The following is a 17,737-nucleotide window of genomic DNA, read 5'->3' as shown; positions in this document are numbered from 1 at the left end:
CATGAAGCGACTGGTATCGGAGCCGCGGCCGGACTGGAAACGGCGGATCGAAGAGCAGGGCCTGGTTTTTTCCACCACCACCATGCCCGACGGCGGGAACGTCGAGTACTGGCATGAGGGCGCCTATTACGAATTCACCATGGATGAAGTGGAGGCCCTCGAACAGACCGCCGAGGACATGCACCTCATGTGCCTGGAAGCCGCGAAGTTCCTCGCCACCGGCGCGATGGGCACGATCGGCATCGGAGCGGAGGCGCTGGAGCTGGCGGCGGAGTCCCTGCAGGCCGGCGACGCGGACATCTACGGCCGCTTCGACTTCGTCTACGACTGCCGGGGCGGACCGGCCAAGATGCTGGAATACAACGCCGACACCCCCACCGGGCTGATCGAGGCCGCCGTCGCGCAGTGGTTCTGGCTCCAGGATGTCTTCCCCGAAAAGGACCAGTGGAACGGCATCCACGAGGCCCTGATCCGGCAGTGGAAGAAACTGCAGTACCGCACCGGGATGAGCACGCTGCATGTTGCCCACTCCGAGGCGGAGGAATCCGGCGAGGACTGGATGACCGCGGCCTACATGCGCGACGTCGCCGGCCAGGCCGGCTGGACCACGATCGGGATCAACATGTCCGACATCGGCTGGGACCCGAACCTCAACCGCTTCGTGGACCTGGACAACTTTCTGATCAGCACCATCTTCAAGCTCTACCCCTGGGAGCTGATGATGAAGGAGCCGTTCGGGCACCGGCTGCTCCAGCGCGCCCACAATCCGCGCTGGCTGGAGCCGGCCTGGAAGATGCTCCTGTCCAACAAGGCCCTGCTCGCCGCCCTCTGGCACCTCTACCCGGAGCATCCCAACCTGCTCCCCGCCTACCTGGACGGCCCCGGCCCGCTGAAGGAATGGGTGGCCAAGCCGCTGCACGGCCGTGAAGGGGACAACATCAGGATCCACGCCGCCGGCATCGAGCTCGAGCAGCCCGGCGGCTACGGCCGCGAAGGCTGGTGCTACCAGCAGTTCCAGGCCCTGCCCGACTTCGACGGCAACCGTCCGGTCCTCGGGCTGTGGGTGGTGGACGGCGAATCCGTCGGCTGCGGCATCCGCGAGTCCGACGGTCCCATCACCGACTACTTCTGCCGCTTCGTGCCGAACACCATCGACGCCCCGGCGCCGCTCTCGGCGGCTTCGGCCCAGGGCCGGGCCTACTCCAGCAAGGCAGGTATCGCACCATGAGCACCCCGACGACGACGGCGGCCGGCGGCCCGGGCGGACCGGGCGGCCCGTCCGCGGTTCCCGCCAAGGGACTGCGGGCCGGAATCCTTGACCTCGGCGACTCGGTCATGCTGGGGCTGGCCTCCACCGCGCCGGTCTATTCGCTCGCGGCGACCCTGGGCCTGATCGTGGCGGTGAACGGCAATTACACTCCCCTGATCCTGCTGCTGGGGTTCGTTCCGGTGCTGTTCATCGCCTACGCCTTCCGCGAGCTCAACAGCGCCATGCCGGACTGTGGCACCACGTTCATCTGGGCGCGGCGGGCCTTCGGCCCCTGGGCCGGCTGGCTGGGCGGCTGGGGCGTGGCGCTGGCCGGCGTCGTGGTCCTTGCCAACCTCGCCCAGGTCGCCGGACAGTACCTGTGGCTCCTGATCGGGGACGGGTCCCTGGCCGCAAACTCCCTCGTGGTGACCGCCACCGGGGTTGTCTTCATTGCTTTCATGACCCTGGTGAACTACCGCGGCATCCGGCTCGGGGAGCATGTCCAGCGCGTCCTGACGTATGTGCAGTATGGGTCCCTGGGCATCTTCGCGCTGGCGATCGTTGTGCGGATTGCCGGCGGAGCGCCCGGCGGGGCCATAGCCGGCCAGGCGTTTGACCTGGAGTGGTTCAACGCAGTCGGTGCATTCGCCGACCCGGGCGCCGTCGTGCACGGCGCGCTGCTGGCCCTGTTCATCTACTGGGGCTGGGACACCTGCCTGGCCCTGAACGAGGAAACCGAGAACCCGGCCAGGACCCCGGGCCGCGGCGCCGTCATCTCCGCGTTCGTGCTCGTGGCGATCTACGTGTCCGTGGCGCTGCTGGTGATGATGTATGCCTCGGTGGGCACGGAAGGGATCGGCCTGGGCAACGAGGCCAACCGGAGCGACGTCTTCCTGGCCATGAAGGACGCGGTGCTGGGCCCGTGGGGCTGGCTGATCGTCGTCGCCGTGCTGGCCTCGGTGCTGTCCTCGACCCAGACCACGATCCTCCCCACCGCCCGCGGCACCCTGTCAATGGGCGTGCACGGGGCGCTGCCGGCGAAGTTCGGCGAGGTCCACCCGCGCTACCAGAGCCCCGGATTCTCCACCCAGGTCATGGGCGCCGCGGCGATCGGCTACTACGTGCTGATGAGCCTCGTGAGCGAGAACCTGCTCTCCGACTCAATCAGCTCCATCAGCCTGTTCATCGCCTTCTATTACGCCCTCACCGGGTTCGCCTGCGTCCGGTACTTCCGCGGGACCCTCCGCGGTTCGGCCCGCAACCTCTGGTTCCGCGGCATCCTGCCGATGCTCGGCGCACTCCTGCTCACCGCCGCGTTCTTCATCTCGGCCGTGCAGATGTGGGATCCGGGCTACGGCGACACCCGGATCCTCGGCGTCGGCGGGGCGTTCGTCAGCGGCGTGGTGCTGCTGGCGCTCGGGGTGGTGCTGGCCGTGGCGTGCCGGTTCGCGCCATCCACCCGGGATTACTTCCGGAAGCAGCCCGCCCCCGCGGTGTAGCCGGCGCCGTAGGATGCTGGAATGAGCCGTCTTCCCGAAGTTGCCGATGTATCCGATGTCCTGGCGATCGATTCCCTGCTGAGCGCCGAAGAGCTGGCCGTGCGCGAGAAGGTCCGCGATTTCACCAACCAGCGGATCCGCCCCGGGATCGCAGGCTGGTACGACGCCGGCGTCTTCCCGCTCGAGCTGGCCCCGGAACTGGGCGAGCTCGGGGTGCTCGGCATGGCGCTGGAAGGCTACGGCTGCCCCGGCCGCTCCGCCGTCGAATACGGCCTGGCCGCGATGGAACTGGAGGCCGGCGACTCCGGCATCCGCACGTTCGTCTCGGTGCAGGGATCCCTGGCCATGACGGCCATCCACAAATGGGGCTCGGAGGAGCAGAAGCAGGAGTGGCTCCCCCGGATGGCCGCGGGCGAACTGATCGGCGCCTTCGCGCTCACCGAACCCGCGGCCGGCTCAGACCCGGCGTCGATGACCACCTTCGCCCGCCGCGACGGCACGGGCGGGAACGCCGGCTGGGTGCTGGACGGCGCCAAGCGCTGGATCGGGCTCGCGTCCGTCGCGGACGTGCTGGTGGTGTGGGCGATGACCGACGACGGCGTCCACGGCTTCCTGGTCCCCGCCGGAACTCCCGGGGTCACCGCGACGCCGATCGGGCAGAAGCTGTCGATGCGCGCCTCGATCCAGTGCGATATCACGTTCGACGGCGTCCGGCTGGGTCCGGAGGCCCTGCTGCCGGCCGCCCGCGGGCTGCGCGGGCCGTTCTCCTGCCTGAACGAGGCCCGGTACGGGATCGCGTGGGGCGCGATGGGCGCCGCCCGCGACTCCTACGAGGCCGCGCTGCGGTACTCCCAGGAGCGGCTGCAGTTCGGCCGGCCGCTCGCCGGGTACCAGCTCACGCAGGAGAAGCTCGTGAACATGCTGCTGGAGATCCAGAAGGGCACGCTGCTGGCCCTGCAGCTGGGGCGGCTCAAGGACGCCGGGAAGCTGCGGCCGGAGCAGATCTCGCTCGGCAAGCTCAACAATGTGCGCGAGGCGATCGCGGTCGCCCGGGAGGCCCGCACCATCCTGGGCGGGAACGGCATCACCCTGGACTACTCACCGCTGCGGCACGCCGCCAACCTCGAATCGGTCCGCACCTACGAGGGCACCGACGAGGTCCACACCCTGATCCTGGGCCAGCACATCACCGGCCTGGCCGCCTTCCGCTAGTTTCCCGCCGGCGAGATGGCACTTCGCGGCAATATCCGGCGCCGCGACTGCCGCGAAGTGCCATCTCGACGCCTTCCGGTCGTGGCTACGCGACTCCGGCCGGGACGGGTTCCTTGGCAGGGGCGTCCTTGCGGATGGTTGCGCTGATCACGGCGGCGATGGTGCACATGGCCGCCGCGGCGAACCAGGCGTAGGAGTACTGCCCGGTGGCGTCGCGGACGGCGCCGGCTGCCAGTGCTGCCGCGGCCGCGCCGAACTGGTGCGCGGCGAACACCCAGCCGAACACCACGCTGCCGTCGGCGCCAAACACCTGGCGGCAGATCGCGGCGGTGGGCGGGACGGTGGCCACCCAGTCCAGCCCGTAGATGACGACGAACACGATCATGCTGGGCTGGACGGTGGCGCTGAGCAGCAGCGGCAGCACCAGCAGCCCGATCCCGCGGAACTGGTAGTACACGGCCAGCAGGATCCGCGGGTTGAACCGGTCGGTGAGCCAGCCTGACGCGATGGTGCCCACGATGTCGAAGATCCCGACGACGGCGAGCAGACCGGCCGCGGTGGTTTCGGCCATGCCGTGGTCGTGGGCGGAGGGGATGAAGTGGGTGCCGATCAGCCCGTTGGTGGTGGCACCGCAGATGGCGAATCCGGCGACGAGCGCCCAGAACGTGCGCACCTTGCTGGCCCGTTTGAGGACCTGCAGGGCCCGGACGGCGGCGTTCCCGCCGGGCTCGTTCCCGCCGGGCATGGTCCCGCCCGGCGCGGCCGCCGCCCCGGGCGCGCCCGGCGTGACCGGGCCAGGAGCCGTCCGGAGTTCGCTTTCCTCCGGGGACTGGACCTCCGCGCCGTAAGGCAGGGCGCCGACGTCGGCCGGTGAGTTCTTCAGGAACTTCAGCACGAGCGGCACCACGGCCAGCGCGCCCCCGGCAATCAGCAGCGAGGCCTGCCGCCAGCCGGGATCCTGGGCCAGGAGGGCGATGAACGGCAGGAACACCAGCTGGCCCGCGGCGCTGCCTGCGGTGAGGATGCCGATCACCAGGCCGCGGCTCTTGGCGAACCAGGTGTTGGCGATGGTGGCGGCGAAGACCAGTGCCATGGATCCCGTCCCCAGCCCGATCAGCAGCCCCCAGGTCAGCAGGATCTGCCAGGACTGGTTCACCAGCACCGTCAACGCGCTGCCGGCACCTATCAGCACAAGGGCCACGGAGGTGACGGCGCGGATACCGAAGCGCTCCATCAGTGCGGCGGCGAACGGTGCCGTAAAGCCGAAGAGGACCAAGTTGATGCTGACGGCGGCCGAGAGGACGGTGGTGGACCAGCCGAATTCGTTCTGCAGCGGCACCATCAGCACGCCCGGCGCGGCACGGAAGCCGGCGGCGCCCACCAGCGCCAGGAAGGCCACGGCCGCCACGATCCAGGCCGGGTGGATCCGGCGCTTGGGAGTCTGGAGGAGGGTGGTCTTGGGAGCGCTCATGCCGCGGTTCCATTCTGGGAGGAGGTTTTCGCGAGCGTAGCCGGGGTGGAGGCCGCGGTGGCGAGGCGGACGGGGTCCGAGGTCCGGGTCAGGCTGTGCCAGCTGGTGTTCCCGGCCGTGAGCCGTTCCCCGCAGGCCGTGCAGCTGTCCGCGGAGGAGGTCCGCTGGCCGCAACCGCTGTGGATGACGAACATGTGGGCCTGCTCGGACGGCGCGGGCAGGTGCTTTTCGGACCAGAGCACGACGGCGTTCAGCACCGGCAGGGCGTCCTCGCCCTTGGCGGTGAGCGCGTACTCCTGGCGGGTGCGGCCGCCGTCGTCGTACGGCTGGCGGGCGAGCAGCCCCGACTCCACGAGGGCCGCCAGCCGGTGGCTGAGGACGGAATCGGCCGCGCCCAGCCGGTTCTTCATGGCCTCGAAGCGGCCGTTGCCGAAGAAGACCTCGCGGAGCACCAGCATGCCCCAGGGGTCGCCGAGGATGTCCAGGCCGCGGGCCATGCTGCAGTTGCGTTGGGACCAGTCGGATCGGAGTGCCATGCGGGAAAGCCTAGCTGACTCTTTTCAAGAAAGCCAGACCCTGCGCCGAACGGACACTTCGCGCCCGGTTTTTCCCGAATCCGGGGCGCGAACTGCCCGCTCGGGGAGTGGTGGGGCGGGGAGGGGTGGGCGGGGCGGGAGGGGCCTGCGCCGAACGGACACTTCGCGCCCGGATTTTCCCGATTCCGGGGCGCGAACTGCCCGCTCGGGGAGGGGCGGGGGCGGCCGGGGCTACCGGGGCGGGCGCAGCGCGGCCCGGGACGGCCGGTAGGCCAGCGCCCAATAGACCAGCATGGCCATGCCGCAGACCACGCCGAGGCTCGCGGCGATGAGCTGGCCCTGGGTCTGCGGGTCCTTGCCCCACTCCTGCGCCCCGGCCATGACCGCGAGGTACTTGGGTGTCAGGTAGAAGGCCACCGCCGAGGCTGCGACGATGATCCAGCCGGCGAGGCGCATCTTCCCGTCCCGGGACGGCACCCGGTGCATCGCGAACCCCATGCACGGCAGCGCCACGGTCATCCAGACCCAGTGGTGGGACCACGACACGGGGCTGACCAGCAGCATCAGCACGGCGGTGGCGGACACGGCCACGAAGTTCTCGTCCGCGGCGACGGCCCATTTGATTACGAGCACGGCCACGGCGGCCAGGGTCAGGGACAGCACCAGCCACACCACGGACGTCAGGCCGGAGTCCGGCAGGCCCAGGTGCAGCAGCAGCCCCTTGACGGAGAGGTTGTCCACATAGGCCGGTCCGCCGATCCGCCCGGTGTCCGGCAGGATCCTGGTCCAGAACGTCACCGAGGCCGTGGGCAGCAGGGCCCAGGCCAGGGCGATGGAGCCGAAGAACCCGACAGCCATCCAGCCGAGGGCCTTGAAGTCGCGGCGGACCAGGAAGTACAGCCCGAATGCGAGCGGCGTGAGCTTGATGCCGGCCGCGATCCCGATCAGGAGCCCCGCGGGCCAGCGGATCTCCCCCGCCCGCGCTTTCCCGTGCAGCGCGAAGTCGGCCAGGATCAGGCCCATCAGGATGATGTTGATCTGGCCGAAGTCGAAGGTGTCGCGCCACGGCCCCAGCAGCAGGATCGCCGCGGTTCCGGCGAGGGCCACGGCCCTGAAACGCCAGTCCGCAAACGCGTCCCGCCACCGGCCGAGGCCGAAGTAGTGCCGTGCCAGCCACGCCGAGACGACCGCCGCGCCCAGCAGCGCCGTCGTGGTGAAGACCAGGCTCCCCGCACCCTGGCCGAGCGACGCGAGGGCCGCGAACAGCAGCGCCGCGAAGGGCGGGTAGGTGAAGGGCAGCCCGTCGCGCGGCGCATAGAGCTCGTTGACGCCGGCCTCCCCGGTCTGCAGCACCCGGCTGCCGCCGTAGAAGTAGACCTCGAAGTCGTTCATCAGCGGGGTGTAGGCGGAGTACAGCACCACCAGGGCGGCGGCGACGGCGAGCGCGCCGGCCGCCGTCGCGAGCCAGCCGCGGGTGGTGGACGGGACGGCCCTGGTGGTGGCGGTTGTCACGGGCGGCTAGCTGCCTGACTCGGGGCCGGAGAGGCCGGAGAGGCCGGAGAAGGCCTGCTCAAGGTCGGCGATGAGGTCCTCGACGTCCTCGATGCCGCAGGAGAGCCGGATCAGGTTGACCGGGACGGCCAGTTCGGTGCCCTTGACCGAGGCGTGGGTCATCTCCGAGGGGTAGTTCATGAGGGATTCGATCCCGCCGAGGGACTCGGCGAGGGTGAACACGGAGGTCGATTCGGCCACCTTGCGCGCCGCCGCCTCGCCGCCCTTGAACTGCACGGAGATCATGCCGCCGAACTTCTTCATCTGCTTTTTGGCCAGCTCGTGGCCGGGGTGGGACGGCAGGCCCGGGTACAGCACGGCCTCCACCTCGGGGCGCTGGAGCAGCCATTCGGCCACGGCCTGGGCGTTGTCGCTGTGGCGGTCCATCCGGACGCCCAGGGTCTTGAGCCCGCGGGTGGTGAGGAAGGCGTCCATCGGGCCGGAGACGGCGCCGACGGCGAACTGCACGAAGCCGATCTTCTCGGCCAGGCCGGCGTCGTTGACCACAATCGCCCCGCCCACGACGTCGGAGTGCCCGCCGATGTACTTGGTGGTGGAGTGCACCACGATGTCGGCGCCGAGGGCGAGCGGGGTCTGCAGGTACGGGGAGGCGAAGGTGTTGTCGACCACCAGGAGGGCGCCGGCGTCGTGCGCCAGCGTGGCCAGGGCCGCGATGTCGGTGATCTTCATCAGCGGGTTCGACGGCGTCTCCACCCACACGAGGCGGGTCGTGCCGCCGTTGCTTCCGCCAGCGGCGATGGCGGCCGCCACGGCGTCGACGTCGGACATGTCCACCGGGGTGTTGGTGATGCCCCACTCCCCTAGGACGCGGCTGATCAGCCGGTAGGTTCCGCCGTAGGCGTCGTTGCCGAGCACGATGTGGTCGCCGGGACGGGCCAGGGCGCGGATCAGGGAGTCCTCGGCGGCCAGGCCGGAGCTGAAGGAGAACGCGGCGGTGCCGCCTTCCAGCGCCGCGAGCTGTTCCTGCAGGGAGTCGCGGGTGGGGTTGGTGCCGCGGCCGTACTCGTAGCCGGAGCGCAGGCCGCCGATGCCGTCCTGGGCATAGGTGGTGCTGAAGTGCACCGGGGGGACCACGGCGCCGGTGCGCGGCTCGAAGGCCTGGCCGGCGTGCACGGCGCGGGTGTTGAACCCTTGGTTTTCTTTAGACACGGAGTTCCTTTCGGCTGGTATCCGGTGATCGAGCTTGTCGAGATCCTTCTTTCGACAGGCTCAACCACCGGGTCAGTTGCTGAGGTAGGCGAGGAGGTCGTGGCGGGTCAGGATCCCCACCGGGGCGCCGACAAACGTCACCATGAGGGTGTCGGCGTCGGAGAGGAGTTCGCGGGCCGTCGAGATCGATTCGAGCGAACCGATCACGGGCAGGCGTTCCCCCATGTGTTCGGAGATCTTGTCGGACAGTTTCGCCTCGCCGCGGAAGAGCTTGGCGGTGAGGGTGCGTTCGTCGACGGCGCCCAGCACCTCGCCCATGACGACGGGCGGCTCCTGGGAGAGCACCGGGATGTGCGAGACGCCGTACTCGTTCATGATGTTGATGACGTCCCGGACGCTCTCGTTGGGGTGGATGTGGACCAGGTCCGGGAGTTCGCCGGTCTTGGCCTTGAGCACCTCGCCCACAGAGGAGGTTTCGTCGCTGCTGGCGAGGAAGCCGTAGGAGCGCATCCACTGGTCGTTGAAGATCTTGGCCAGGTAGCCGCGGCCGGAGTCCGGCAGGATGACGACGACGACGGCGTCCGCCGGGAGGTCCTTGGCAATCTGCAGCGCGGCGACGACGGCCATGCCGGAGGAACCGCCGACGAGCAGGCCTTCCTCGCGGGCCAGCCGGCGCGTCATGGCGAAGGAGTCGGCGTCGCTGACGGCGATGACGTCATCCGGGACGGACTTGTCGTAGTTGGCGGGCCACATGTCCTCGCCCACGCCCTCGACGAAATACGGCCGGCCCGTGCCGCCGGAGTACACGGACCCGGCGGGGTCGGCGCCGATGATCCTGACCACGCCGCCTGCGTCCGCCGGCCGGTGAGCGGAAACTTCCTTCAGGTACCGTCCGGTGCCGGTGATGGTGCCGCCGGTGCCGGCGCCGATCACGCAATGGGTGACCAGTCCGTCGGTGTCATTCCAGATCTCCGGGCCGGTGGTTTCGTAGTGGCTGGCCGGCGCCGCGGGGTTGGAGAACTGGTCCGGCTTGTACGCTCCGGGGATCTCGGTCACCAGCCGGTCCGAGACACCGTAGTAGCTCTGCGGGCTGTCCGGGGGGACAGCGGTGGGGGTCACCACCACTTCGGCCCCGTAGGCCTCGAGCACGGCCCGTTTGTCCTCGCCCACCTTGTCCGGCACAACGAAGATGCAGCGGTAGCCCTTCTGCTGGGCCACGAGGGCCAGGCCGACGCCGGTGTTGCCCGAAGTGGGTTCCACGATGGTCCCGCCGGGCAGCAGCTTGCCGGTGCGTTCGGCCTCGTCGATCATCTTCGCCGCGATGCGGTCCTTGATCGAGCCGCCGGGGTTCAGGTATTCCAGCTTCACCAGGACTGTCGCCCCGATGCCGTCGGTGACGTGGTTCAGTTTGACGAGCGGGGTGCGGCCGATGAGGTCCAGAACAGATTGGGCATACTTCATAGGTACAAAGTTACCGTCTCCGTGGCCCGGGGCACGTCGCGCCGGCGTCCGGCGGCCCGGGGTGCGACGTGCCAGGTGCGAGGATTAAGGCTGTGAAACGCTGGGGCCGGCCGACGAAGCTGAAGAGCTATCTGTTCCCCGCCGGCATGCTGCTGGCCGGGGCGGCTGCCTTGGCCTCCGGCCTGCTGCCGGGGCCGGCGTTCCAGGTGCTGGCCGCGCGCACCGTGCCGGTCCTGGCATTCGTGGTGGCCATGTCCCTCGTGACGGAACTCGTGGACGACGCCGGGCTGTTCCGGGTGGTCACGGAGCGTCTCGCCGCGCTGGGCCGGGGCCGGGTGGTCCTGCTCTGGCTGCTGGTGATCGGCCTGGCCGCCGTCTCCACGGTGTTCCTGTCGCTGGACACGACGGCGGTGCTGGTGACGCCCGTCGTCGTGCTGCTGGCCGTCCACGCCCGGATCCCGCCGCTGCCGTTCGCGCTGACCACCATCTGGCTGGCCAACACCGCGTCCTTGCTGCTACCGGTGTCCAACCTGACCAATCTGCTGGCCCAGGACCGGCTCAGGCTCAGCCCGGCCGCGTTCGCCGGACTGGTCTGGGCGCCGGCGCTGGTGGGAATCCTCGTCCCGTTGGGGATCCTGTGGCTGGCGTTCCGGCGGGATCTCCGCGGCCGGTACGGGCCGCAGCCGGTCCACCCGGTGCGGGACAGGGTGCTGCTCTCCTCGGCGGCCGGCGTCATGGTGATCCTGCTTCCGGCGCTGGTGTCCGGCGTGCCGGTGCAGATTCCGGCGCTGGCCGCGGCGGTGATCCTGCTGGCGCTGTTCCTGTGGCGCCACCTGCTTCCGGCGCTGGTGTCCGGCGTGCCGGTGCAGATTCCGGCGCTGGCCGCGGCGGTGATCCTGCTGGCGCTGTTCCTGTGGCGCCGCCGTTCGGCGCTGCGCTGGTCCATGATCCCGTGGCGGCCGCTCATGCTCACCTCGGGGCTGTTCATGGTGGTCGAGGCCCTGCATGCCAACGGCCTGACCAGGTTGGTGTCAGGGATCGCCGGTCCCGGGGACGGCCTGCCCGCGCTGCCGCAGCTCGCGGGGCTGGGCGTGGGAGCATCGAATGCTGTCAACAACCTGCCGGCCTACCTCGCACTGGAACCCGCGGGCGGATCACCGGCCCGGCTGGCGGCCCTGCTGATCGGGGTGAACCTTGGCCCGCTGGTGACCCCGTGGGCGTCCCTCGCCACACTGCTCTGGCATGAGCGGCTCCGCACGCTCAACGTCGAGATCCGCTGGGGAGGCTTCGCGCTTGCCGGACTGGCCGCCGTCGTCCTCACCGTTCCGCTGGCCGTCGTGGCGCTGTGGCTCGTGGCCGGCCTGCACTGAACGGGCCGGCGCCGATCGGGCCTGCGGGCCGGCGCGGGCCCCGCACGCCGGCGTGCCGGCGGGGCCGCTCAGGCGGGGCCGCTCAGGCGCCGATGTCGTTGCCTCCTGCCGCGGCACCCGTGCCGGCAGCGTCGGAGGCTGATCCCTCGGCTCCGCCCCCGGGCGCGGCGTTCTGCCAAAGGCCCACGATATTGCCCTCAGTGTCCTTGAAGTAGGCGGCCCATCCCATGCTGCCCACTTCCTGGCGCGGCGTGACGGTACTGCCGCCCAGTTCCTCGATCTTTGCCAGGGCCTCGTCAATGTCATCAACGTCCACGGTGACAACCGGAGAGTTGACGGTTCCCTCGCGGCGGAACATGCCGCCGTTGATGGATCCAGGGACGGAGGGCATGCCCGATTCGTCCGTCGGCGTGGTCTTGATCATGGTGTAGCTCAGTTCCGGCACCGGATTAACTTCCCATCCGAACGCCGAACTGTAGAACTTTCCGGCACGGACTTCGTCGTCGGCGGGGATCTCGAAGTGCACTACTCCTCGGGCCATTGCACTCACCTGACATTCGATCGTGTGGCCTGGCAGGCCTTGGCACGGGCGGTCCGCGCCACAGTCGGATTCTAGTCCCGGCAGTGGCGGAGGATAAGGGCCCGGAAAGGAGGCAGCCGCCTGCAGCGCCCGGTTCCGGTCCAGGCGCACGCTACGCCATTGACAGGTGTACGGCGTACACCCTAGACTTTTTGCATGAGGTGTACGTCGTACACCCAACATACACTCAAAGGAGATTCCGATGAATGCAACAAGGAGCATCACGATGAGGGCGGCCTCCTACCGGCAGTTCGGCCCGCCGGAGGTTGTCCGCATCGTGGACATCCCCAAACCATCACCGCGTCCGGATGAAGTCCTCATCAGGGTCCATGCGAGCACGCTCAGCGCCGCAGACCGCCGCTCCCGGCGCCGCAGCGTCCCGAGAGGACTGCAGGCGTTCGCCGCTCTGGCCCTCGGCGTCTTCGGGCCCCGGACGCCTGTCCTGGGGATGGATGCTGCCGGTGTGGTCGAGGCCGTGGGCGCGGAGGTGACCGCCTTCGTGCCGGGCGATGAGGTAGTCGCGATGCTCGGCGCCAGGTTCGGCGGTCATGCCGAGTACGTGACGGTCCCCCAGGACGGGGCCATCACGGCCAAACCACGCAACATGGGCTTCGAGGAGGCCGTCACGCTTGTTTTCGGCGGCCTCACGGCACACGGATTCCTGGCCCGGGCAGCCATCAGGACCGGCGACACCGTCCTCATCAATGGAGCCTCCGGTGCCGTGGGAACGGCTGCGGTACAGCTCGCGAAAAACCTCGGCGCCTACGTCACCGCCGTATGCAGCGGCGCCAACAGGGACCTGGTCACCTCACTGGGGGCAGACCGGGTGATCGACTACGCCACAGAGGACTTCGCCGCCGGGACCCGGACCTACGACGTGATCATGGACTGTGTCGGCAACGCCCCGTTCGAGCGGGTCGAAACGTGCCTCAACCCGGGCGGGGCGCTGCTGCTCGTCATCACAGACCTCAAGGGACTGCTCCGGGCGCCGGGCCGCAGCCGCAACAGCGGCAAACTGGTCACGGCCGGCAACCTCAGGCTCAGGTACACCGGTGAAGACCTGGCCTTCCTCGTCGGTCTCGCCGAATCGGGCCGGTACCGGGCGGTCATCGACCGCAGCTACGCCCTCAGCGACATCGTCCGGGCCCACCGCTTTGTCGACTCCGGACGCAAGCGGGGCAACGTCATCGTGCGGGTCGCGGGCAGCGCACCCGGGCAGAGCCTGACGAAGCGATCATCCGCAACCACGGAACCAGGCACCGGCGCGAAGGCGCCCTGAACGCCTCCTCACCCGTTCACCTGAACCCCTACATCGCCGGCAACCCGGCTCCGCCGCGGCACCTCCCACGCTCCGGCCCGCCTTCCGGCCAGCGGATACGGCCTGCGGATACGGCCCCGGCGGGCGGGACGTGGGACCATGTTCGAATGAGCCTCGCAGACGTCCCCGCCGGCGTTGCCGCCACGGCGGACGCCTCGCTGCGGTGGCACCCGGGCGGCCCGTTCGACCTTCCCCAGACCATCGGCCCCCTCCTGCGCGGCCACGGCGATCCGTCCATGCGCACCGCCCCTGACGGGGTCTGGATGGCGTTCACGACGCCGGCCGGCCCGGCCTCGCTGCGCCTCACCGCGGCGGGCCCGCGGGCGGACCCGGCCCTCGATGTGCAGGGCTGGGGGCCGGGCGCGGACGCCGCCGTCGGCTCCGTCCCCCGCATGCTGGGCCGCGACGACGACTGGTCGGCCTTTGACGAGCCCGCCTTCCACGCCACCCTTCCCCGGATGGTCGTGGAGGCCCGACGACGGAACCCCGCCCTCCGGCTGCCCGCCACCGGCCGGATGATCGATGCGCTCGTCCCGACCATCCTGGAGCAGAAGGTCACGGTGATCGAGGCCCGCCGCGGCTACCGCTACCTGATGGACCGCTTCGGAACCGCGGCCCCTGGGGCGGGCACCGTGGCCCCCGCCGGCCTGATGGTCCAGCCCACTGCCGGGCAGTGGCTGCGCATCCCGTCCTGGGAATGGCACAAGGCCGGCGTGGGTCCGCAGCGCTCGGCGACCGTCATGCGGGCGCTGCGCTCCGCCGTCGCCCTTGAACGCCTCGCCCGGCTTCCGGCCGCGGAAGCTGCGGCGAAGCTGCAGGCCATTCCCGGGATCGGCGCCTGGACCGCGGCGGAGGTGGTGCAGCGCACGCACGGCTGCCCGGATTCGATCGCGGTGGGCGACTACCATCTGGCGGCCTACGTGGGCGCGGCGCTGACCGGACGGCGGACCGATGACGCCGGCATGCTGCGGCTGCTCGCGCCGTGGGCCGGCCACCGGCATCGCGTGGTCCGGATGATCGGGCTGAGCGGCTTCCGCAAACCGGTCTTCGGCCCGCGCATGACCATCCAGGACCACCGCGGCCACTGAAGCAACGCGGGGTCACTTACGGCCCATCCGGGGCGCGTTTATGGGCGCTATCTGACCCCGCGTTGGACTAGACAGAGCGGAATCGCGCCTTTTTGATCCTGGCGATGACGCCGTGGAAACCGCCCGCGAGATCGTCGGCGTTGGCCTTGAAGTAGGACCAGCCCGCGTTGAGGAAAGCCTCGTCCCGGTAGTTGTCCCGTGACTGCTGATCCCTCGTGCGATGGTGGGCGCCGTCGTACTGCACCGCTATCCGGAACCGCCGGTAGCCAAGATCGGCAGCGGGCGACCATGCGTCGTGCGGGTCGAGGCGAAGCTGCAGTTCGGGTTCCGGCAGCCGTGCGTCCAGCATTGCCAGCCGCAGGAACGTCTCGGGGAAAGAGTCGGCGCCCACCCGCATCTCGTCCAGGGCAAGCCGGGCCTTCTCAACGCCCTTCAGATTGGGATGCTGCCGGATGAGCAGCCGCAGCCCGTCCTTGTAGGCGTAGGGGACGGACCTGCCTTCCAGTCCTGGCCTGGGCATCCGGATCAGCTGGTCGCCCATGGCAATGAGGTAGCTGATCGGCAGTTTCGCGGCCAGGTCCAGCCAGGTCCGGGGCCGGCCGGAGACCGGAATGCCGTCGATTTCGGTCAATTCTCCGGGGATTACCCGAACTCGGTGGCCTGTGACTCCGGCCCGGCGCACCCGCGGCAGTTCGTGCGGCTTGCTCAGGTGAATTGTTGATTCGACGTCGGACCATGGCGGCAGGCCGAGCGCGGTCAGGTATGCCGCCGTCTCATGCGAGACCCAGGCGCGGGGAGTTGCCGTGGCAAGGACCCGCGCTCGCTCGATCGTCTCCAGATGGCGACCCGCCGGCAGATAGATCAGCCGGCCGCCGTCGGACAGATCCTTGGCCCGCAGGCGTTTGGAAGGTATGCCCAACGCGCGGGACTCATAGACGGTGAACGGGGTCTGGCTGAGGCTCTCCGGGAGCGGCGTAATTCGGACCATGGGCACCAGTGTGGCCTCTCGCCGGCACCCTCGCAGAAGTTATCCACAGGTTGCGTCACGTCCCCGGCAACGAGGGGTCAGATACAGCCGGTTCCAGCCGCCAACATGGGCGCGAAGTGACCCCGCGTTGCCTTCAGAGACCCAGCCGGGCCACCGCCTCTTCGCGCATCTCCACCTTGCGGATCTTGCCGGAGACCGTCATCGGGAAGCTGTCCCGCACGTCGACGTAGCGCGGGATCTTGTAGTGCGCCAGCTTGCCCCGGCAGAACTCGGCCACGCCCGCGGCGTCCAGGGGTGCGGCGCCGGGCTTGAGGATCACGCAGGCCATCAGTTCCTCGCCGTAGCGTTCATCCGGGACGCCGATCACCTGCACATCCTGGATGTCCGGGTGGGTGTACAGGAACTCCTCGATCTCGCGCGGGTAGACGTTTTCGCCGCCGCGGATCACCATGTCCTTGATCCGGCCCTCGATCACGACATACCCGTCCTCGTCCATCCGGGCCAGGTCCCCGGCGTGCATCCAGCCCTCGTCGTCGATCGCTTCGGCGGTCTTCTCCGGCTGGTTCCAGTAGCCCTTCATGACGGCGTAGCCGCGGGTGCACAGTTCGCCGATCTCCCCGCGCTGCAGCACCCCGCCCCCGGCCGGGTCCAGGATGCGGCTCTCCAGGTTCGGCATGGTCCGGCCCACGGTCCCGGTACGCTGGGCCAGGGTGTCCCCGCCGCGGGTCATGGTGGAGACCGGTGAGGTCTCGGTCATGCCGTAGCAGATGGCCACGTCCGCCATGTTCATCTCCGAGATGACCCGGTTCATCACCTCGACGGGGCACGGGGAACCGGCCATGACGCCGGTGCGCAGCGTGGAGAGGTCGTAGGAGCCGAAGTCCGGCAGGGCCAGCTCGGCGATGAACATGGTGGGCACCCCGTACAGCGAGGTCCCGCCGAAGTCCTGCACGGCCTCCAGGGCCGCGGCGGGTGCGAATCCGCGGCCCGGGATGATGGTGGCCGCGCCGTGGCTGAGCGCGGCCAGGTTTCCGATTACCATCCCGAAGCAGTGGTAGAACGGCACCGGGATCACCACCCTGTCATCCTCCGTGTAGCCCAGGAGCTCCCCGATGGAGTAGCCGTTGTTCAGGATGTTGCGGTGGGTCAGCGTGGCACCCTTGGGGAAGCCAGTGGTGCCGGAGGTGTACTGCAGGTTGATGGCGTCGTGCGGGTCCAGTTCGGCCATGCGCGACTTCAGGGCCGAATGCCCGATGTCGTCCGCGCGCCTGAGCACTTCCGCAAAGGTCCGCTCCGCCCCGGCCTGCGGCTCGCCGGCGGTCAACCCGGCCAGGCCTGCGTCCGGCAGGAACACCAGTTCGCGCAGTTCCGGGCATCCGGCCAGCGCCTGGCGGGCCATTGCGGTGTAGTCGCTGGTCTTGTCCGACGGCGCCGTGACCAGCATCCGCATGCCGTTCTGCCTGACCACGAACTCCAGCTCATGGCTGCGGTAGGCGGGGTTGACGTTGACCAGGACCGCACCGATTTTCGCCGTCGCGTACTGCAGGATGGTCCACTCCGCGCAGTTGGGGCTCCAGATGCCGATCCGCTCCCCCTTGGCCACGCCGAGCGCGAGCAGCGCGCGGGCGAGGCGGTCGACGTCGTCGTTCAGCTTGGTGTAGCTCCACCGCCGGGCCTCCTCGCCGGGGACAGCCGCGGCTTCGATCAAGGCATCGTGGAGGGGGAACCTGGCCACAATCCGCTCGAAATTCTCGCCGATGGTCTCGTCGAGCAGCGGGACGTCAGTGTCCCCGGCTGTGTAAGCAAGCATGGTGTGACGCTACCAACAGACGGACGCCAAAAGAAGACTGAAGCCTGGCGGCCCTGGGAAATTTCGGGGCTTGCGGCCGGCTGGCGGGTATTGTGGTCGGATGAGCGCTCCCCTTGACCTCCAGGCCACCTACATCCCCAACGCCGGCGAATTCTTCCGTGTGAAGCTCGCCCTGGAAATCGCGATGGACGAGGTCGTCAACGAACCCGGCTGCCTCCGTTACGAGCTCACCGAAGCCACCGAGGAGCGCCTCGTGCTGACCGAGCGGTGGGCCTCGCAGGACGACCTGGACAAGCATGCCAAGGGCACGGCACTCCAGGACCTGAACGAGTCCCTGAGCGCGCTGCTGGCCGAGCCGGCCACGTTCAAGCAGCTCTAGCCGCGTCTGCGCACCACCGGATAGCCCCACCAGCCCCACAACGCGGGGTCACTCC

15 protein-coding genes are annotated in these 17,737 nt (G+C 69.4%); 7 read left to right on the top strand and 8 right to left on the bottom strand.

Translation table 11 applies throughout. The features are described 5' to 3' along the window. Position 1 precedes the first annotated feature (1 nt). From ACQCSZ_RS02210 to ACQCSZ_RS02200, 3 genes are read left to right on the top strand one after another with little or no spacing between them, the layout of a single operon-like run. Positions 2–1,228, top strand: coding sequence for a glutathionylspermidine synthase family protein (locus tag ACQCSZ_RS02210; protein ID WP_427006514.1), 1,227 nt, complete (start codon positions 2–4; stop codon positions 1,226–1,228). Then, complete coding sequence (locus ACQCSZ_RS02205; RefSeq protein WP_427006513.1) at positions 1,225–2,748, top strand: APC family permease; 1,524 nt, start codon at positions 1,225–1,227, stop codon at positions 2,746–2,748. The genes ACQCSZ_RS02210 and ACQCSZ_RS02205 overlap by 4 nt, the downstream gene beginning before the upstream one ends. 21 nt (positions 2,749–2,769) lie before the next feature. Further along, on the top strand, positions 2,770–3,960 hold the full coding sequence (locus ACQCSZ_RS02200; protein ID WP_427006512.1) for an acyl-CoA dehydrogenase family protein: 1,191 nt from the start codon (positions 2,770–2,772) through the stop codon (positions 3,958–3,960). Positions 3,961–4,045: 85 nt separating this feature from the next. Here ACQCSZ_RS02200 and ACQCSZ_RS02195 read toward each other — a convergent pair whose 3' ends face one another. From ACQCSZ_RS02195 to ACQCSZ_RS02175, 5 genes are all read right to left on the bottom strand, one after another. Then, the gene (locus ACQCSZ_RS02195; protein WP_427006511.1) at positions 4,046–5,431 is read right to left on the bottom strand and encodes an MFS transporter; all 1,386 of its coding nucleotides are present in this window, start codon (positions 5,429–5,431) and stop codon (positions 4,046–4,048) included. Continuing rightward, entirely contained in the window at positions 5,428–5,967 is a 540-nt protein-coding gene (locus ACQCSZ_RS02190) for a winged helix-turn-helix transcriptional regulator (RefSeq protein ID WP_427006510.1), read from the bottom strand. Before ACQCSZ_RS02190 ends, ACQCSZ_RS02195 begins: the two co-directional genes overlap by 4 nt. A gap of 231 nt (positions 5,968–6,198) precedes the next feature. Then, positions 6,199–7,479, bottom strand: coding sequence for a glycosyltransferase 87 family protein (locus ACQCSZ_RS02185; protein ID WP_427006509.1), 1,281 nt, complete (start codon positions 7,477–7,479; stop codon positions 6,199–6,201). Between the two features lie 6 nt (positions 7,480–7,485). Further along, on the bottom strand, positions 7,486–8,688 hold the full coding sequence (locus ACQCSZ_RS02180; RefSeq protein ID WP_427006508.1) for a cystathionine gamma-synthase: 1,203 nt from the start codon (positions 8,686–8,688) through the stop codon (positions 7,486–7,488). Between the two features lie 72 nt (positions 8,689–8,760). Next, entirely contained in the window at positions 8,761–10,149 is a 1,389-nt protein-coding gene (locus ACQCSZ_RS02175; protein WP_427006507.1) for a cystathionine beta-synthase, read from the bottom strand. A 146-nt stretch (positions 10,150–10,295) separates the two neighbouring features. Here ACQCSZ_RS02175 and ACQCSZ_RS02170 point away from each other — a divergent pair, with 146 nt between their 5' ends. After that, complete coding sequence (locus tag ACQCSZ_RS02170) at positions 10,296–11,519, top strand: SLC13 family permease (RefSeq protein ID WP_427008468.1); 1,224 nt, start codon at positions 10,296–10,298, stop codon at positions 11,517–11,519. 82 nt (positions 11,520–11,601) lie between these two features. Here the strand turns inward: ACQCSZ_RS02170 and ACQCSZ_RS02165 are convergent, their stop codons facing one another. Beyond that, positions 11,602–12,060, bottom strand: coding sequence for a VOC family protein (locus ACQCSZ_RS02165; RefSeq protein ID WP_427006506.1), 459 nt, complete (start codon positions 12,058–12,060; stop codon positions 11,602–11,604). A gap of 241 nt (positions 12,061–12,301) precedes the next feature. On the opposite strand from ACQCSZ_RS02165, the gene ACQCSZ_RS02160 reads away from it, so the two are divergent. After that, on the top strand, positions 12,302–13,378 hold the full coding sequence (locus tag ACQCSZ_RS02160; RefSeq protein WP_427006505.1) for an NAD(P)-dependent alcohol dehydrogenase: 1,077 nt from the start codon (positions 12,302–12,304) through the stop codon (positions 13,376–13,378). A 146-nt stretch (positions 13,379–13,524) separates the two neighbouring features. Further along, positions 13,525–14,505: a DNA-3-methyladenine glycosylase family protein gene (locus ACQCSZ_RS02155; RefSeq protein WP_427006504.1), complete on the top strand. Its 981-nt coding sequence runs from the start codon at positions 13,525–13,527 to the stop codon at positions 14,503–14,505. 67 nt (positions 14,506–14,572) lie between these two features. Here ACQCSZ_RS02155 and ACQCSZ_RS02150 read toward each other — a convergent pair whose 3' ends face one another. Next, on the bottom strand, positions 14,573–15,493 hold the full coding sequence (locus ACQCSZ_RS02150; protein ID WP_427006503.1) for a hypothetical protein: 921 nt from the start codon (positions 15,491–15,493) through the stop codon (positions 14,573–14,575). A 133-nt stretch (positions 15,494–15,626) separates the two neighbouring features. Beyond that, positions 15,627–17,303: an AMP-binding protein gene (locus ACQCSZ_RS02145; protein ID WP_427006502.1), complete on the bottom strand. Its 1,677-nt coding sequence runs from the start codon at positions 17,301–17,303 to the stop codon at positions 15,627–15,629. A gap of 100 nt (positions 17,304–17,403) precedes the next feature. Between ACQCSZ_RS02145 and ACQCSZ_RS02140 the strand changes: the two genes are divergently transcribed. Beyond that, positions 17,404–17,682, top strand: coding sequence for a putative quinol monooxygenase (locus tag ACQCSZ_RS02140; RefSeq protein ID WP_427006501.1), 279 nt, complete (start codon positions 17,404–17,406; stop codon positions 17,680–17,682). Positions 17,683–17,737 lie beyond the last annotated feature (55 nt).

The organism is Pseudarthrobacter sp. H2 (genome assembly GCF_050157045.1).
Lineage (GTDB): Bacteria > Actinomycetota > Actinomycetes > Actinomycetales > Micrococcaceae > Arthrobacter.
Note: the sequence above shows the minus strand (reverse complement) of the source record. Positions and strands in the feature narration are given on the sequence as shown.

Excerpts from the sequence above, each read along its gene's own strand:
- ACQCSZ_RS02210 (WP_427006514.1), top strand. The coding sequence starts at position 2 with ATGAAGCGACTGGTATCGGAGCCGCGGCCGGACTGGAAACGGCGGATC.
- ACQCSZ_RS02205 (WP_427006513.1), top strand. The coding sequence starts at position 1,225 with ATGAGCACCCCGACGACGACGGCGGCCGGCGGCCCGGGCGGACCGGGC.
- ACQCSZ_RS02200 (WP_427006512.1), top strand. The coding sequence starts at position 2,770 with ATGAGCCGTCTTCCCGAAGTTGCCGATGTATCCGATGTCCTGGCGATC.
- ACQCSZ_RS02195 (WP_427006511.1), bottom strand. The coding sequence starts at position 5,431 with ATGAGCGCTCCCAAGACCACCCTCCTCCAGACTCCCAAGCGCCGGATC.
- ACQCSZ_RS02190 (WP_427006510.1), bottom strand. The coding sequence starts at position 5,967 with ATGGCACTCCGATCCGACTGGTCCCAACGCAACTGCAGCATGGCCCGC.
- ACQCSZ_RS02175 (WP_427006507.1), bottom strand. The coding sequence starts at position 10,149 with ATGAAGTATGCCCAATCTGTTCTGGACCTCATCGGCCGCACCCCGCTC.
- ACQCSZ_RS02170 (WP_427008468.1), top strand. The coding sequence starts at position 10,296 with ATGCTGCTGGCCGGGGCGGCTGCCTTGGCCTCCGGCCTGCTGCCGGGG.
- ACQCSZ_RS02165 (WP_427006506.1), bottom strand. The coding sequence starts at position 12,060 with ATGGCCCGAGGAGTAGTGCACTTCGAGATCCCCGCCGACGACGAAGTC.
- ACQCSZ_RS02160 (WP_427006505.1), top strand. The coding sequence starts at position 12,302 with ATGAATGCAACAAGGAGCATCACGATGAGGGCGGCCTCCTACCGGCAG.
- ACQCSZ_RS02155 (WP_427006504.1), top strand. The coding sequence starts at position 13,525 with ATGAGCCTCGCAGACGTCCCCGCCGGCGTTGCCGCCACGGCGGACGCC.
- ACQCSZ_RS02150 (WP_427006503.1), bottom strand. The coding sequence starts at position 15,493 with ATGGTCCGAATTACGCCGCTCCCGGAGAGCCTCAGCCAGACCCCGTTC.
- ACQCSZ_RS02145 (WP_427006502.1), bottom strand. The coding sequence starts at position 17,303 with ATGCTTGCTTACACAGCCGGGGACACTGACGTCCCGCTGCTCGACGAG.
- ACQCSZ_RS02140 (WP_427006501.1), top strand. The coding sequence starts at position 17,404 with ATGAGCGCTCCCCTTGACCTCCAGGCCACCTACATCCCCAACGCCGGC.